This window comes from Nocardia sp. NRRL S-836 (assembly GCF_001279525.1).
Taxonomy (GTDB): domain Bacteria; phylum Actinomycetota; class Actinomycetes; order Mycobacteriales; family Pseudonocardiaceae; genus Lentzea.
Window position 1 is genome coordinate 76918 of the sequence record NZ_LGDY01000097.1, and the last position, 17030, is coordinate 93947.

General features: G+C 69.6%; 1 protein-coding gene (running past one end of the window). It reads right to left on the bottom strand.

All coding sequences use genetic code 11. The annotated features are described in order from the left end of the window. Positions 1-17030 carry the 3' portion of a hypothetical protein gene (locus tag ADL03_RS18940; protein ID WP_157528938.1) on the bottom strand. 15697 nt of this gene lie beyond the right edge of the window, so 17030 of the gene's 32727 nt are visible here — the last part of the coding sequence; its start codon lies off the right edge, out of view — the gene reads right to left on this strand; the stop codon is at positions 1-3.

The following is a 17030-nucleotide window of genomic DNA, read 5'->3' on the forward strand; positions in this document are numbered from 1 at the left end:
TCAACTTTCTTCCGGTTCTTCCTTGATCTCCGGATCCGCCCTGCGCTTGGCCTTGGGGGCACCGACCTTCAGGATCCATTTCGTGTCCTTGCCGTAGTGCACCCAGAGGATTCCGTAGGGGTTCTTGACGGGATCGGCGAGGTTGTCGAGCCCCACGAAGGTGGCGAAGCCGTGCGTGATGAAGCCTTCGGGGTCGTTCGGATCCGGGATGTCCAGCTCGCCCTGGATCGGCAGGGTGTTGATGTAGTTGTTGTCGACCGTGCCGCGGGCGTTCAGGGCGGTGTTGGCGAAGGCGAGCGAGTTGCCGGCTCCCTCAGCGCTGATGAGCACCTCTTTGGGATCCTTCGGACCCGGGATGTCGGCTCCTTCGGCGCTGATGAGGACCTGTTCTTGTTCGTTGGGCCTCTTCTTGTTCTTCTCGCGACCACCACCCGCGATCCGGTAGGACGGGAAGTGCTCGTGATCTGCCTCGTACCGAGCCTGCTGGAGCTCACGATCCGCGGGGTTCAGGAGCGGGTTGGGCACGGCACCCGCGTAGAAGAGGATGTTTCGTCCCTGGCTGAACAACGGCTGCTCCTCCATCGGGACGCTGCCCGGTGCCTTGGCGAGAACAGTCTGGTTCTGGCCGACCAGAACACCGTCCTTGCGCCTGACGTGGCTCGGCTTCACCCGGCAGACGTAGACCGGGCTGTCCTCGTGCGTGGGCCGCATCGGCGCGATGGTGACCTCGCCGGGGGTCGGGTTGACCGAGCGGAGCACGTGACGGCGCGCGCTCGCGGTCACGTTGCGCTCGTTCCTCTCCCACAGCTCGTCGAACTCGGCACGGCTCATGTTCGGCAGACGGTCGTCCCTGGGGTCGTTGGCGATCGCCCAAAGAGGCGCCTTGCCCACGGTGAAGCGCGCGACGATCTCGTCGGCACGCCGGCGGATCTCGGGGTGGATGTCGCCGTCCGGCCCGGCGAAGAGCTCTGCGACCCGGTAGAGCGGATCGGCAGAGGAGCGGAACATGAACATCCGGTCCATCCCCACGATCGGGAGCAGGCCGTGGGAGACGAGGAACAGCTCCGGGGAGGGCGTCTCCCCGTCGGGGCCGACAACCCGTTCTCGCCGCCCCTGGTCCACCCACCTCATGCCCGTGACGTCAGGCGGGGTGTCGTCGGAGGTGTTGTAGAGGTGCGCGACCTGGTGGGCAGCGATCAGCCCGCCGGAGAGCTCAGCGACCTGTGCGGGCCGGTACGTGGGTGATCGGCGCTCCAGCATGACCAACGCCCACTGGCCCACCAGCTCACGGGTGGCGGGATCGGTCGGGACACCGCTGTCGTCCCTCGTCAGGTCCAGAGCGGGGTACTCAGTGGCTTTGACGTGGATCAGCGCATCGAGCAACGTGCCCAAGCCCTCATCAGGTGGCACAAAATCGATCACCTGCTCACGCACCACGACCGGCATGCCGGTGTTCACCGGTTCAGCGGGTGCGGCGACGGCATCAGGCGGAGTTCCGTACAGGAAGGCGCGGATGCTCTCGACCTCGTGCGCGGCGATCAGACCGCCGGAGAGCTCCGCGACCCGCGCTGACGTGAACCCGGACGGTTGCGCCAGCATGGCCGACACCCACTGGCCCACCAGCTCACGGGTGGCGGGATCAGTCGGGGCACCGCTGTCGTCCCTCGTCAGGTCCAGAGCAGGGTGCTCAGCGGCTTTGACGTAGATCAGCAAATCGAGCAACGTGCCCAAGCCCTCCACCGGCGGCACAAAAGCGATCACCTGCTCGCGCACCACATCCGACATGCCCGTGCCCACCGGCTCAGCGGGTGCGGTGACGACGTCGGACGGGGTCTCGTGCTGGAGGTCGGGGATGTGCCCGGCCGGCTCTTCGGCGACCACCAGACCGCCGGAGAGCTCCGCGACCTGCGCGGGCGTGAACCCGGACGGGTGCTTCAGCATGGTCGACGCCCATTGGCCGACCAGTTCCCTGGTGGTGGGGTCGGTCGGGATGCCGCTGGAGTCCCTCGTCAGGTCAAGGGCGGGGTAAGCGTTGGCTTTGACGTCCTTCAGCGCATCGAGCAACGTGCCCAACCCGTACGCGGGCGGCACGAAAGCGATCACCCGCTCACGCACCACGGCCGGCAGCTCCGCTCCCACCGGCACAGCGGACTCCACAGGGCCGGCCGCGACATCGGACGGGGTGTCGTCAGGGACGTCCTGCATGCGTTCGTCCTGCCGCACAACGATCAGGCCGCCGGACAGCTCCGCGATCTGCGCGGGCGTGAACCCGGGCCGGTGCTCCAGCATGGACGACGCCCACCGGTCCACCAACTCACGGGTGGCGGGATCGGTCAGGACACCGCCGAGATCCTTCTCCAGCCCCAGAGCGGGGAACACCTTGGCTTTGACGTCCTTCAGCGCATCGAGCAACGTGCCCAACCCGTACGCGGGCGGCACGAAACCGATCAGCTGTTCACGCACCGCGGCCGGCAGCTCCACGAGCTCGGTCGCCCGATAGTTGTCGTCACCGTCGAAAACGATGTAGTGGGTGGGGACGTTTTCGCCGAAGGCGTTGTGGGTCGACAGCCGGCCGTCCTCGCGGATCGCCCTGAGGTTGCGGCCCAGCACCTCCATCACCAGTTGCGGAGCCAAGAAGGCGCTCTGCCTGTTCGAACGTCCCGGCGTGCGCAGACCGGTCTCGACCTCATCCGCCGGGAGCCCGAGCTCGTCCCGGCTCCGCCCGCCCCGCTCGGGCAGCTTCATGCGGCGATAGGTGTCCGCCGTGGCGTTGCGCAGACCCGTCACGGACGGTTCCTGGCCGAGACGCCCGAGCCGATCCGACAGCACGGCCGCGGGCACGGACCTGAGCACGGCTTCGTAGAAGGAGTCCGGACCGGTTGTGACGTCGAGGATGCGCAGCCCGAGCCCCGCGGCGGCGACAGACTGCTCGGCGTTCTCGATCCGGGCTTGACCGGGGTCCTGCTGACGCGGGGCTTGCTGACGTGGGGGCTGGGTCTCCGGCGCCGGCCGGTTCTCGTCGTGCGAGCCGCTCTCCACCGCGGGAGGTGGTTCCGCGTTCGATGGGGCGGGGCCGGACGGTTCCGGCGGAGTGTGAACGGCGGAGGTCCCATCGTCGACCACGGTCACACGCGGCAGGTCCGGTGCGTGGACCGAGCCACCCTGGACGACGTCGAGCGGGGCGGTCGCGCGGTAGTGATCGGCACGGACGTGAACGACGTAATAGGTGGGGAGGATGCGACCGAGGGCGAGGGTGGTCGCCAACCGGCCGTTCTTGCGGATCGTCTTGACCTCGACGCCCAGCACTTCGGCGATCAACCGCGGGACCAGGTCGTGACCCGGAACGGGCGAACGCTCCAGGACGAGCAGTCCTTCCTCCACCTCGCCCGCCGGGAGCCAGATGCGGCGGTAGGCGTCCGCCATGGCGTGGCGCAGACCCAGCGCCGTCGCTTCCCTGCCGAGTTGCGTGAGCCGGCGCGACCACACGTCCTCGGGCACGGACCTGAGCACGGCTTCGTAGAAGGAGTCCGGGCCGGGAGCGACCTCGACAACGCCCAACCCGAACCCAGCGGCGGCGACGGACTGCTGGACCCTGTGGATCAGATCCGCCAACCGCGCTTTCCTGGTGGCCACACCCGACACGCGAAGAGCCAGGACGATCACCTTGTCGGTGTCGTCGGGGTACTCGGCGAGGTGCACGCGGATCAACTCCCCGATCCGCTCATCACCGAGGTTCTTGACAGGTACCGACGCTGCGACGACCTCGTAGACCAGGGCACGCACCCGATCGGGGTCGACCTCGGAAACCTGACCGCTGACAGCGTTGACGATTTCCCGGACCGCGCTACCAGGATGGCCGCCGTAGTACTCCTTGACCAGATCCTTGATCTGGTCGTCGGTCCGCACGCCGTGATCCCGGCTTCCCGCGTTCTCCTGAGCGGGTGCCGGGGCGTCCGGCGCCGACCGGATCCCGCTGCCCGTCGCCTCGTCGTTCCGCGGGGCGGCTTCGAGCCGGACGGTGGCTCGGTAGTGGCCGCTACCGTCGCGAACGACGTAGAAGGTCGGGAGGTCGTCATTGACCACGACGTCCTCGGCCATCAGCCGGCCACGTTTGAGAGTCATCGTCTTGACGTTGACGCCCAGCACCGCAGGCATCAACGTCGAGACCCAATGGCTGTTCCGCACGTCCCGAGGCCCCGGGTCGCGCACGCCTTGCTCCACCTCGTCCGCCGGGAGCCCCCGCTCGTTCAGGCTTCGTGACCCCAGGTGGGGCAACGGCGTGTTCCGGTAGGCGTCCGCCGTGGCCTGGCGCAACCGCAGCACCGTCGCTTCCCTGCCGAGTTGTCCGAGCCGGCGCGACCACACGTCCTCGGGCACGGACCTGAGCACCGCTTCGTAGAAGGCGTGCGGGCCGGTGGTGACCTCGACGACGTCCAGCCCGAGCTCAGCGGCGGCGATGGACTGCTGGACCAGGCGGAGCAGGCGGAGCAGCTCCTCGTTGTCGAGGGAGACGCCTTGCTTGCGAACAGCTGCGGCAGTCGAGACCTGGTCGGCACCGGGATGCTGCTCGAGGTGCTTGCGGATCAAACCCAGGACGTGGGTTCGAGTGAACTTGTTGCGATGCCGGACCGGGGTTCCCATGACGTCGCGGAGCAGGGCGGCCACTCGGGCGTGGGAAGCTGCGACACCCTGAGCGAGGACAGCGTCCACGGCGTTCGTGACGCTGACCTTGGGGTGGGCCTCGTGGTAGTCCTTGAGCACGTCCTTGATCTGGCTCGGACTCCACGCACTGCCATCCTGCTCACCGGTGAGCTGGAAGAGCAGGAGTCGCAACTTCCCTTCGGAACCGGTGGCGTGCGGACCGACAGCCTTGAAGATCGCCGCGAAGTCGTCTCCGGGATGCTCGGCGAGATGCCTGCGGATCAGTTCCCGGTCCCGCTCGTCATGCGTGTTCTCCTGAACGGGAGCCCGGGTTCCCGGCACCGGCCGGTTCTCGTCGTGCGAGCTGCCCTGGACACCGGCGGATGATCCCGCAGCGGTCACGAGCGGTCCCGGTCCGCCGACCGGCGCCTGGGCCGAGGGATCCGGGACGGTCGCCTGGTAGCTGACGCCACTGTCGTGAACGATGTAGTGGGTGTCCCGGTTGTCGGAGAAGACGTCGCTGGTCGACAGTTTGCCTTCTCTGCGGATCGTCTTGAGGTTGATGTTCAGCACGTCGACCATCAACCGTGGAGCCAGGTCGTCGATGCGCGCGTCCCAGCGCCCTGGAGTGCGCAGGTCGATCTCGAGCTGATCCACCTCCAGCGCATCCGGGTGCTGCTCGTCCAGCTCGCTCAACCGCAGGCTGCGGTAGGCATCCGCTGCGGCATTACGCAGACCCCGCACGGACGGTTCCCGGCCGGCTTGCCAGAACCGGGTCCACCACACGTCCTCGGGCACGGACGCGAGAACGGCTTCGAAGAAGGCGTCGTTGCCGGGCGCGACGCGGACGATGCGCAGCCCGAGCGCAGCGGCAACGTCAGACCGCCTGACCTCCCAGATCAGATCCGAAAACCGCGATGCCTGAACGGCAACACCGTGCGCACGAGCAGCAAGATTGATCATCTTGTTGGTGTCTTCGAAGTACTCGTCAACGTGCTTGCGGATGAAGTCCTTGATCTGGTCGTCACGGAACTGCCGGCGCCGGACCGAACTCGCCATGACCTCGTAGATCAAAGCGCGCAGGTAGTTGTCGTTGAGCACACCGCCACGTCGGGCAACGGCATCCGCGATGGCCTTGACACCGCTGCCGGGATCACCGTCGCGATACTCCTTGATCCAATCCTTGATCTGGTCGTCACTCGGCGGTTCCGCAGCCACCTGTGCAGCGGATGGGGCCGGCACGGCGGGTGTCACAGGCACGGCGGGTGTCACAGGCGCGGTGCCGCCGGAAGCACGGTGGATGCGCTCGGCCACGTCCGCGGTGACCAGGCCGCCGGAAAGTTCCGCTACCTCCGCGAGCGTGAACGCACGCCGACTCCCCACCATGGCCACCACCCACCGGCCGACCAGTTCCTGGGTGGCGGGGTCGACCGGGACACCGCCGGCGTTCCTCGTCAAGTCGAGAGCGGGGTACTCGTGGGTTTGGACGTACTCCAAGGCATCGAGCAGCGTGTTCCAGCCGCGGTCAGGTGGCACGAAAGCGATCACGCGTTCACGCACGGCAGTCGGCAGGTCCTTGTACTCGGTCGCCTGGTACCTGTCGTCATCGCGATGGACGACGTAATAGGTGGGAAGCTCGTCATCGAAACCGACATGGGTCGACACCCAGCCGCCCTCGCGGATCGTCTTGAGGTTGATGCCCAGCACGTCGGCCACCAACTGCGGAGCCCAGAAGCCGCTGTGCGCGTTCTGATGCTCCGAACTGCGCAGACCCTTCTCGACCTTGTCCGCCTCCAGCTCATCCGGGCCTTGCTCGCCGGGCTCGCGCGACCTCTGGCGCCGGTAGGCGTCGGCCGTGGCCTGACGCAACCCCGCCACAGTTCCTTCCTGGCCGAGCCGGTCGAGCTCAGCGGACCACACGCCCCTGGGCACGGACCTGAGCACGGCTTCGTAGAAGGAGTCCGGGCCGGCCGCGACGTCGACGATCCGCAGCCCGAGCCCGCCGACGGCGATGGACAGCCTGGTGTCGTCGATCAGCCTCGTCAACCACGTGCTTCCGAGGAGGATCCCCTGGTCACGAACAGCCCGAGCAGTCGACTCCGTGTCGTCGAGGGGGTTCTCGGCGAGGTGCTGGTGGATCACACGCTCAGCGGCGCGCTGCTCCTCGACCGTTCCCGGCTCATCCGACCCGTGCCTGACGAAGTGCGTCAGACGCTGCAACCGTTCGTTCCTGACGTCGCCGACCAGCTTGTGCAGGTGGTCGTCGGAACCGGTGACGCCCCATCCGCGAACCGTGGCGACAACCGCAGCGTCGCCGTCGTCGGGATGACGGGCAACGTGCTCGCGGATCAGGTCCACGTCCCGCTCGTCAGCCGACTTCTCCTGAGCGGGTGCCCGGGTTGCCGGTGCCGGCTGGGTCTCGTCGTGCGAGCGGTCCTCGGTACCCGCTGTCGCAAGGGGTTCCGCGCGCGACGGCCCCGGTTCGCCGACCGGTGCGTGGATCAAGGCGTCCTGGGCGGCGTCGACTGGGGCGGTCGCCCGGTAGTGGTTGATGCCGTCGTGAACGACGTAATAGGTGCGGAGGCTGGGGTCGATGTCGACGCCGTTGGTCGACAGCCCGCCGTCGTTCGTGATCGTCTTGAGATTGATCTTCAGCACTCCGGGCACCAACTGCGGAGCGAAGTCACCGCTTTCGCTTGCCCAGTGCCCCGGAGTGCGCAGCCCGGTCTCGATCGCGTCCGCCGGGAGGCCCAGGTCGTCCGGGCTCTGCCCATCCAGCTCCAGCCTCCCCAGGCCGCGGTAGGCGTCCGCCGTGGCCTGGCGCAAACCCAGCACCGTCTGTTCCTTGCCGAGTTGCTTGAGCCGGCGCGACCACACGTCCTCGGGCACGGACCTGAGCACGGCTTCGTAGAAGCAGTCCCCGTCGCGTTCGAGGTCGACGACCCGCAGCCCGAGCCGAGCGGCGGCCGCAGCGGACTGCGCGGAAGGGCCGTGCTCCTCCGATGACGGAGCTCCCAGTCCCCCTTCCACTGCACCCGCCGCGATGCCGTGCTCCCCGGTCGCCCTCGGCGTGGTCCGCTCGTCCCGAACAGCTTTGATCAGCTTCATCATCTTGTTGGTGCCGGCGTAGCCGCGACGCTGACGAACAGCCTTGGCGATCGCCTTGACGTTGTCGCGGGGATGGTCGGCGATGTGCTCACGGATCAAGTCCTTGACCTGCTCCTCCTCCGACCCGTCCTGGATTCCCGTGACCTGGCTGACCAGGAGCCGCAACCTCTCCTCGGTGCCGACGGCGCCCCGCGCGGTGACAGCATCGAGGATCGCCTTGAAGTCGTCTTCGGGATGCTCGGCAACGTGCTCACGGATCAAACCGGTGTTCCGCTCATCAGCGACCTCGCGAACCAGGTTCCCCAACCGCTTGTCGCCGCCACTGGCGCCCCGCGAACGAACAGCCTTGACAGTCGGCCAGACACCCGCACCAGGCGTCTCGGCGAAATACTCGCGGATCAACTCGATGATTTGACCGTCACTCGACTTGTTACGGGCCTCGGCCTGGGTTCCCCTGGCGGCGTGAACCAACGATGACAAATACTCGTCGGCGCCAGTGGCGCCCTGGCTTCGAACAGCCTCGATGATGCCTTTAATGCGCTCGCCAGGATTTTTGTCAAGATGCATCCGGATCAAATCACTGATTTGATCTTCACTCAACTCACCATAGGGCCGGACCTGGGTCCCCTTGACCAGATGAATCAGATCCCGCAACTTCCCGTCGCCGCCGATGGCGCCTCGCAGACGAATGGCGTCCCTGACCGCCACGACGCCAGCATCGGGATTCTCGGCAAGATACTCCCGAATCAAACTTTCGATTTCTTCTTCACTCGAGCCACCAGAAGACTGGGCCTCGGTTCCCCTCGCCTTGTGAACCAGGTGCCGCAGCAGCTCATCGCCGCCGGTGGCGCCCCGCTGACGTACAGCCTCGACAAGCAGCATGATGCCGGCATCAGGATTCTCAGCGAGGTACTCCCGAGCCGCAGCGATGACCTGCTCGTCGCTCAACCCCCTGCGGGAACGGGACAGCGTTCCCTGCGACGGCGGATTCTTGCCGTGCGAGCTGTCCTCGACACCCGGCACGGGCGGTGGTTCCGTGAGCGACGAGGCGAGGCCGGATCGCACCGGCAGCTCCCGATCGGTGAGCGGCCCGACGGCGAGCTCGCTCGGACGTGGCCGGTCCGGGTCGCTGACCTGTGCGTGGGCCGGGTCGTCCTGGGCGGCATCGAGCCCGGCGGTCGCCCGGTGGGGCCCGGTATCCGGGATCAGGTCCTTGAGCCGGTCGTCACTCGGCAGGTCCGCATCCCCCGGTACCGCAGGCGCAGCGGGTGCGGCAGGCGTGGTGTCGCGAGCGGCACGGTGGGTGCGCTCGACCGCCTCCGCGGTGACCAGGCCGCCGGAGAGCCGCGCGATCTCCACGGGCGTCAACGCAGGCCGGTTCTCCCGCATGGCCGACACCCACTCGCCGACCAGCTCCGCGGTGACGGGACTGACCGGGACGCCACTGGGTCCCCTCGTCAAGTTCAGAGCGGGGTACTGGCGGGCTTGGACGTGCTTCAACGCATCGAGCAGCGTGTCCCTGCTGTGAGCGGCCGGCACGAAAGCGACGACCCGCTCGCGCACCTCGTCCGGCAGGGTCGCGCGCTCGGTCGCCTGGTAGTCGTTCCCATCACGGTGGACGACGTGATAGGTGGGAAGTCCGTCGTCGAAGCCGGGCTGGGTCGAGACCCGGCCGTTCTCGCGGATCGTCTTGAGGTTGACGCCCAGCACGTCGACCACCAGCTGCGTAGCCCATTGGATGCTCTGCGCGTTCTGATGGCTCGACGAGCGCAGACCGTTCTCGACCTCGTCCGGCTCCAGCTCGTCCGGGTGGTGCACGCCGAGCTCGCGCGCCTTCAGCTGACGGTAGGCATCCGCCGTGGCGTGGCGCAACGCGGTCACGGACCCTTCCTGACCGAGCTTTGCGGACAACACATCGCCGGGCACGGACTTGAGCACGGCTTCGTAGAAGGAGTCCTTGCCGGGTGCGACGTCGACGACGCGCAGCCCGAGGTCGCTTGCGACGGTGGCGAGCCTGATGTCGTTGATCAGTTTCACCAGTCCCGAGCTCCCGAGGACGACACCCCGGTCACGAAGGGCCTGAAGGATCGACTCGTTGTCGGCGGCAGGATTCTCGACGAGGTGTTCGTGGATCGAACGCGCGATGGCGCCGTGGTCCTTGACCGCCCTCGGCTCGTCCGCCCGTTGCTTGACAGCGCGCATCAGACGCTGCAAGCGTTCTTTCCGCACCTCGCCGATCAGCTCGTGCAGCCGGTGGTCGGAACTCGTAGCGCCCAATGCGCGAACCATCGCAAGGATCGTGCTGTCGTCGTCATCGGGATGACCGGCAATGCGCTCACGAACGAGTTCGAGGTCCCGCTCGTCGTCCGACGGCCCGTGAGCAGGGACGTTCGAGGTGTCGTCGAGCGAGGTGGTTGCCTGGTAGTGGTCCACATCGTCGTGGACCACGTAATACGTGTCGGGGTTGTTGTCGATGACGACGCCGTTGGTCGAGAGCCGACCGTCGTGGGTGATCGTCTTGAGGTTGATCTTCAACACTCCGGGCACCAACTGCGCAGCGACGGCAACGCTCTCGCCGTCCCACTGTCCTGAAGTGCGCAGACCGTACTCGACCGCGTCCGCCGGAAGCCCCATGCGCTCCAGGCTCCGTCCACCCAGCTCCGGCAGCTTCAGGCGGCGGTAGGCGTCCGCCGTGGCTCGGCGCAACCCCGCCACGGACGCGTCCACGCCGAGCTCGACGAGCCGGGCCGACCACACCCGCTCAGGCACGGAAGTGAGCACGGCGGCGTAGAAGCGGTCGCCGTCGGGTGCGATGTCGACGACGCGCAACCCCAGTGCGGCAGCAGTGGCAGCGGGGCTGTTCCCCTCCAGGGACAGGGCCACCAGCTCGTTCGCCACCGCGCCGGCGACTGATGGCCTGCTCCGCTTGTGCTGTGAGGTCACCACACCTTCGACGGAGGAAACCGGACGTTTCGCCGCGGAGCCGGACGCAGCCGGCTCGTGCCGCCTTTCCCCGCTGCGGTCCTGGTTCACCCTCAGCGGTTGCGCGCTCGACGAGGAGGCATCGGGTCGTACCGGGAGGTTCTGATCGCCGGGCGCTCCACCGCGGGGCCCGCGCGGGCTTGCCAGTCCCAGGTCCTTCGCCAGTGTGCGCACCAGGTCGTCCGGGCTCAGGGCCGGAACCGCCGACACCCCCTGGTCCGTGGTGTAGAGGTGGTGGGCGACCACCTCCACGGCGAGCTCGTGCTTGTTCCGCTGCTCCACCTGCTGCGCACTGGGCTCTCCCAGGGACATGGGCGGCACCGAGTGGCGTTCCACGATCTTGCGCGCCTGGTCGTGGAACGCGCTCAACGCGTGGGCGGGCATCTTCTGCCACCACACCGGAGCCGGCTGCCGCGGATCCGTCCACTCCGGCCGCTGCTCAGGCCCGGCCGGAACGGTCCGCGGTGAACCGCTGCGGGCAGCGTCCAGGTCGTCAAGGCCAGCGAAGGACGGGGTGTCCGACTCCGTCCCGATCGGTTCGCCCGAGACCTCGACGACCGCCTCCTCCGGCGGAGCCGCTGAGTCGGCACGCGTGGACACACCGTCGCGGACGGTGGCCGCCGAGTCGACCTCCGGCTTTGGCTCCGGGTCCACAGTGGAGGGAGTGTCGCCGGCCGGGTCGGTGTCCGCGGCGAGCGGCCGGGGTGGCGGAGTGGAGCCGTCCTCGTGCGAGACGGGTGGCGCGTCGTCCGGCGTCGGCGGCACGTCCTCCTCAACCGGCGGTGCGTCGTCCGAAACCGGCGGCACCTCAGCCGGAACCGGTGGGGCGTCGTCCGACAACGGCGACACATCACCTGACACCGATGTTGCGTCCTCCGACAATGGCGACACGTCACCTGGCACCAGCGGCAAGTCCTCCGACAACGGCGACACGTCACCTGGCACCAGCGGCAAGTCCTCCGACAACGGCGACACATCACCCGACACCAGCGGCAAGTTCTCCGACAACGGCGACACATCACCCGACACCAGCGGCAAGTCCTCCGACAACGGCGACACATCACCCGACACCGGCGACAGATCCCCCGACGACAGCGACGACACGTCGTCCGAAACGAACGGCGCCTCCTCCGACACCGGCGGCAACTCCACCGACAACGGCGGCAACTCCACCGGATCCGGCCGCACCTCCTCCGGGCTCGGCGGCACATCACCACGGACGGGCGGTGCGTCGTCCGCAGCGAACACGGCCCGCAGCTCGACCCGGACGTCCCCGGCCTCCGCGACGTGCCTCATCTCCACCTGGACGGGCGGGCGCGGCGCCGATCCTGCACCACGGCGGGCGGAGCGGGTGATCTCCGCCATCACCGCCGACACCGCGGCGGCCGGTGCCGGACCGGTGAGGTCGCCGTGGGCGACGATCTCCAGACCGGTGGCGGAGAGCTCGCCCGCCCGGCCGAGGACCCGGCCGACGCGAACCCGGTCGGCGGGGGTCAGCCTGGGCGCTGCCGGGGACAGGCGGATCTCCGCGGTGGGGTTCGGGCTGGGACGCGGTGCGGGCACCCGTGCACCGGACTCGTCCACGGCAACGGGCGTCTCCGTCGAGCCGTCGACGAGGTCCCGCAGCTCGGCCGGTGTGTCGCGGGGGCCGAGGTCGAGCGGCGGCAACAGGTGCTCGTCGGCGGGTTCGGTGAGCGTGCCGACCTGCGCCTCGTGCGCGTGCAGGGCGTCCCACCAGGCGTCGAGCGCGTCAGCGTGGGCGTTCTCCGCCCGCGCCAACGCTTCCGCTGAACCCTCGACGTCGCGTTGAGCGGCGTCGAGCGCTCCCGCGAGGGCGGACGCCGCGGCCACGAGCGTCGCGTCGGCCGCCGCGAGGGTGCGGGCGGTGTCGGCGAGCTCGGCGGGGATGCGGTCCTGGTAGTCGTCGTCGACGAGCACGACCGCGTCGCGGACCCCGAAGTCCACCACGGCGGCGCGGTCGCGGTGCCCCGTGCGGCCCTTGGTCCTGGCGACGAACCGCACCTCGATGTCGTTGAGCCACAGTCCCGCCAGGCCCGTCGAGCTCGACGCGGGGACGGACTCGCCGTCGTGGTGGTGTTCGGCCTCGGCCTCGCCTTCGGAGCCGATGCCGCCCACCACCCGCAGCGGCACCGCGAACGCGGCGCCGCCGCCGAGGGTCTTCTGCTCGCCGAACTTCTCGTGGCCCGGCGGCTGCGTGCCGCCCGGACCGAGCAGGGGGCCGGCGGCCATGCCGAACTCGGCGGCCGACTCCTCCGCCACGGTCTCGGTGCCGGAGCTGTTGCCCTGCGTCGAGACGGTGGTGCGCGCCGAGACGCCGGTCAGCGTCGGGGTGCCGGTCCTGCGCGCGTGCAGTTCGAGTGACCGGCCGCCGCCGAGCGGGATCTCCAGGGGCGTCCCGGTGGTGGCGTGCAACGGGAGCAACGCCTTGAAGCGCGGCCCGGTGAGGGTGGTGCGCAGGGCGCTGCGGACGTCTGCGGGGACCTCGCGGAGTCCCGTTCCCTCGTGGTGGGCGAGCTCGGCCGCGGCGACCAGGTCACCGACGTCGAACCTGAGGTGCCCGGCCCAGCCGCGGCCCAGGCCGGTGTCGCCGCGCCAGCGCGTGAGCGCGTCCGGTTCCGCTTCCTCCTCCGGCTGCACGACGGGGGCCACGGACGCGGCGGGCCGTGCGGGAACCGTGTCCTCCGGCAGGTGCAGGATCGAGACGTCGTGCGCGGCACCGGCCTCCGCCACCCGCCGGCCGTGCCGTTCGATCGCGACGGTGAACTCGACGGGGGCGTGGAACCTGGCGAACGTGCCGGACGTCTCGGCGCTGCTCTCACGCACGACCTTGTGCGTTTTCTTCGTCGTCTTCTTCTTGCGCCCCAGCAGGACGTCGCCGATGACGCCGCCACCCATCATCGCGTACGGGTTGCTGCGCGAGACGTTCTCGTCCGGCGCCGGGCCGCCGGCCTGGAGTGCGGGCAGCACCACCGGCTCCAGCCGCAGCACCGTCCTGGTGAAGGTCCGGACCCGGGAACCGAGCGTCGTCGTGCCCCTGGTCTGCTTGACGCCGCCGTGTTCGAGGCCGGCGAACACCGGCCGGTCCAGCAGCTCGTTGGTCATGACGACGTCGTAGGTCTCACCGGTGGTCCGGTCCTCCAGGCGCAACGGCTGGGGAACGCCGCCGCGCGCGGAGTCCTCCAGCGTGGTCTGCGCGTCGGAGAGCCACGAGCTGATGGCCGCGTAGTTGTCGTGGCCCGTGCTCAACGGAGAGAGCGGGATGAGGCGGCGGGCGCGCTTGGGGCCGAGCGAGCGTTCGAGGTCGCGGCGCAGCTCGGGCAGCACGGACCGCAGGTCCACCACGCCGTCCACCACGCCCAGGCCCACCGACAGCGGTTCGCCGGGACGCAGGAACGCGGGAGGTGCGACGACCCGGTCCCCTGCCGTCTCCCCGGTCTCGTCGTCCACGGCTGCGGCCGGGTCGTCCGCGAGCGCGTCGGCGACGGCGGAGGGAGCGGCCGGTGCCGTGCCGGCCAGCGTGGTGACCGCGAGCGCCGCGAGCGCGGACGTGGCGGGATCGCTCCTCGTGGCCAGGTCGCGGACGCGGGCGTCCTCTTCGGCCTGCTTCGTGCGGATGGCGTCCAACTGCGCGGTGGTCACCCAGGCCGTGACGGCACGCGGGAGGTCGAACTGCTCGTTGGCCGTCACCGGAGCCGCGGGCCGCAGCACACCCCAGGCGTTGCGCCAGCGGCGCGACCGCACCTCCGCGACGACCGTGGTCCGCACACCGAACCGCACGAGGTGCAGGCGCTCGGGCTGCCGCGCGGTGGAGGTGCCGGTCGCGACGTCCGTGGCGACGTCCTCGGTGCTGGACTTCTCCAGCACCATCGGGTCGCCCTCGATCACCAGCAGCGCACCGGGTTTGACGGTCGCGCCCTCCTTGCCGTCGGTCGTGACGTCCTTGTAGAAGGCGAACGCCGTCAGGTCGGCCGCGGCGGTCACCGCCGCGGTGAACTCCTTGCCGGTACCGACACCCGTCTCGACCGCGGTGGACGTCACCGCCTGCCGCCAGCCCCCGCCCAGCACCTCGACGTCGCGGGGCTGGAAGGAGACCTCGGCCGCCGCGAACCGCTTGACCCGGCGCCGCGCCCACTGCAGTCCGCGGACACCGGTGGTGCGGCTGAAGACGCGCTGGTCGGCCATGACCGCGTCGGGCGACAGCACGGTGTCGACCAGCACGCTGTTGTCCGACTCGGCGAAGGAGAAGGCCGGGTCCCCCGAGGCGCGGGTGAGGGCGTCCTTCACGGCGGCGCGCACGTGCGCCAACCCCTCGAAGCTCAACACCCTGATGCCGTCGAGGTCACGGGAGAGACCGCGGCGCAACGGGTCGGCGGACACCGGGGCGTCCGGTTCCGGTCGCAACGTGATGTGCGGCTGGTCCTGGCTGCCCTCGGTGCGGTCCACGACGACCGGGGCGGGCCGCGTGCTCGAGACGTGGGCCTCGGGAACCCACACGTCGGCTTCGACCCGGAACGTCGTCTCCTCCGACGTGGCGCCCGATTCCGGGTCGACCAGGGTGACCGGCTCCGTCCGCGGCACGTGCAGGCCGGGCCGGCCGATGCTCACACCGCGCACCATCGCGTTGTGGCGCTTGTAGGTCTGGCCGCGCAGCGTCCAGTCGACCGTGGCGGTGAAGCGGTGCTTCGGCTCCGCCACGACGGCACCGGTGTCGTCGAGCGCGCCGCCCTCGCGCCGTTCCTCGCCCCGCTTCGCGGTGAGGCCGGAGAGCCCGGACCTGGTCCAGGCGAAGGCGCTGTAGAGCGACGCCACGACGACGACGGCGCGTTCGGTGATCGTGGCGGTGACGCGGCCCGCCGCGCCGACGCCGGTCGACCTGGTGCGCGACCTGGTGTGCTGGGTCGCCTGCGTGTCGGAGGTGGTGACCACGGCGGGGTCGGCGGCGGTGCGCACCTCCCCGGTGTCGCGCAGGTCCGACATCGACGCCTTGAGCGTGAACGACACGTGGTAGTCGTGGCCCCAGCCGTGCTTGGGCTGCAACGGGATGCGCAGACCGTCCGCGGACAGCGCCCGGTCCGCGAGCAGACCGAGCTCGCGGTCGGTGAGCAGGCTGCGCAGGGCGTCCCTGCGGCCCAGCGCCTCCTGGAGCTTGCGGCCGATCGTCCTGCCCGCGGAGGGGTCGTCGAACTGGGACAGGAACCGGTCGCTGCTGAGGTACCACCGCTTGTGGCCGGGAACCGTGCGGACCGAGTTCTCGATCAGGCCGAGGACCTGGGACGCGACCTGCGACACCTCCAGCGACGCTCCCGCGAGGGCCCGGCCGGACTCCAGCGCCTCGGGCCCGTAGAGGCGGCGCGGCGGCACGACTTCCGTCTCCGGTGCGGCTTCGGCCCTGACCTCACGCCACTCCACCGCGCGCACGTCGCCGGCGAAGGTCATCGCGGGCTTGCCCGGCACCCGCACCTGGAGGTCGAAGACGCGCTCGACCTGCTGCGCGCGCCCGCGCCGGGTGCTCGTGTGCTTGACCTCGCCGGAACGGCTGATGGACTGCTTGTGCGCGCTTTCCACCCCGCCCATGACCACCGGACCGGCGACCAGGCCTGCGACGCCGAGGTCGAACCCGGGACCGGCCATCATCTTCGAGTTGGCGCCGCGACTGGCGGTGCCCGAGTCGGAGACCTCCGCACCGATCGACTCGACGTCGGTGAACGTGACGTCGTCGAGCGTGCGGAGCACCACCGGTTCCTCGCGCTCGACCAGGCGCATCTCGACGGCGCTGGGCGTGTGCAGCCACGCGACGAACGGGTGCTTGCCGGTGAACAGCATCTCGGACCGGACCCAGCCGTGCCCGCGTTCGGCCTGCTCGGCGGTCACCGCCATGTCCTGGTAGCGCTTCTTGAACGTGCTGTCGTCGAGGAACTCCCTCAGGTTGCTGCGTCCGGGACGGCCCGGCTTCACCAGCGACCCCGGCAGCGCGGAGACGACCTTGTCGAACAGCCGGTGCTCGCCGTCCGCGTCCGGCGGCAGCGGCCTGCCCCGGTAGCTGCCCGGCGCGTTCCGTCCGATGTGGACCGACTCGACGAAGGCCGGGCCGTCCGCGAGAACGCCTCCCGGCTCCCCGTCCGGCACGTCGGGCACCGAGAGGTCGGCGACGACGTCACCGAGCTCGACGGGGTCGCCGACGACCCGGCCGCGGGCGTCGCGCAGGGTCAGCTCGATCCACACCGGCACCGACACGTCCCGCGTCGGGAACGCCACGGCCACCTGCCGGCCGCCGCTCG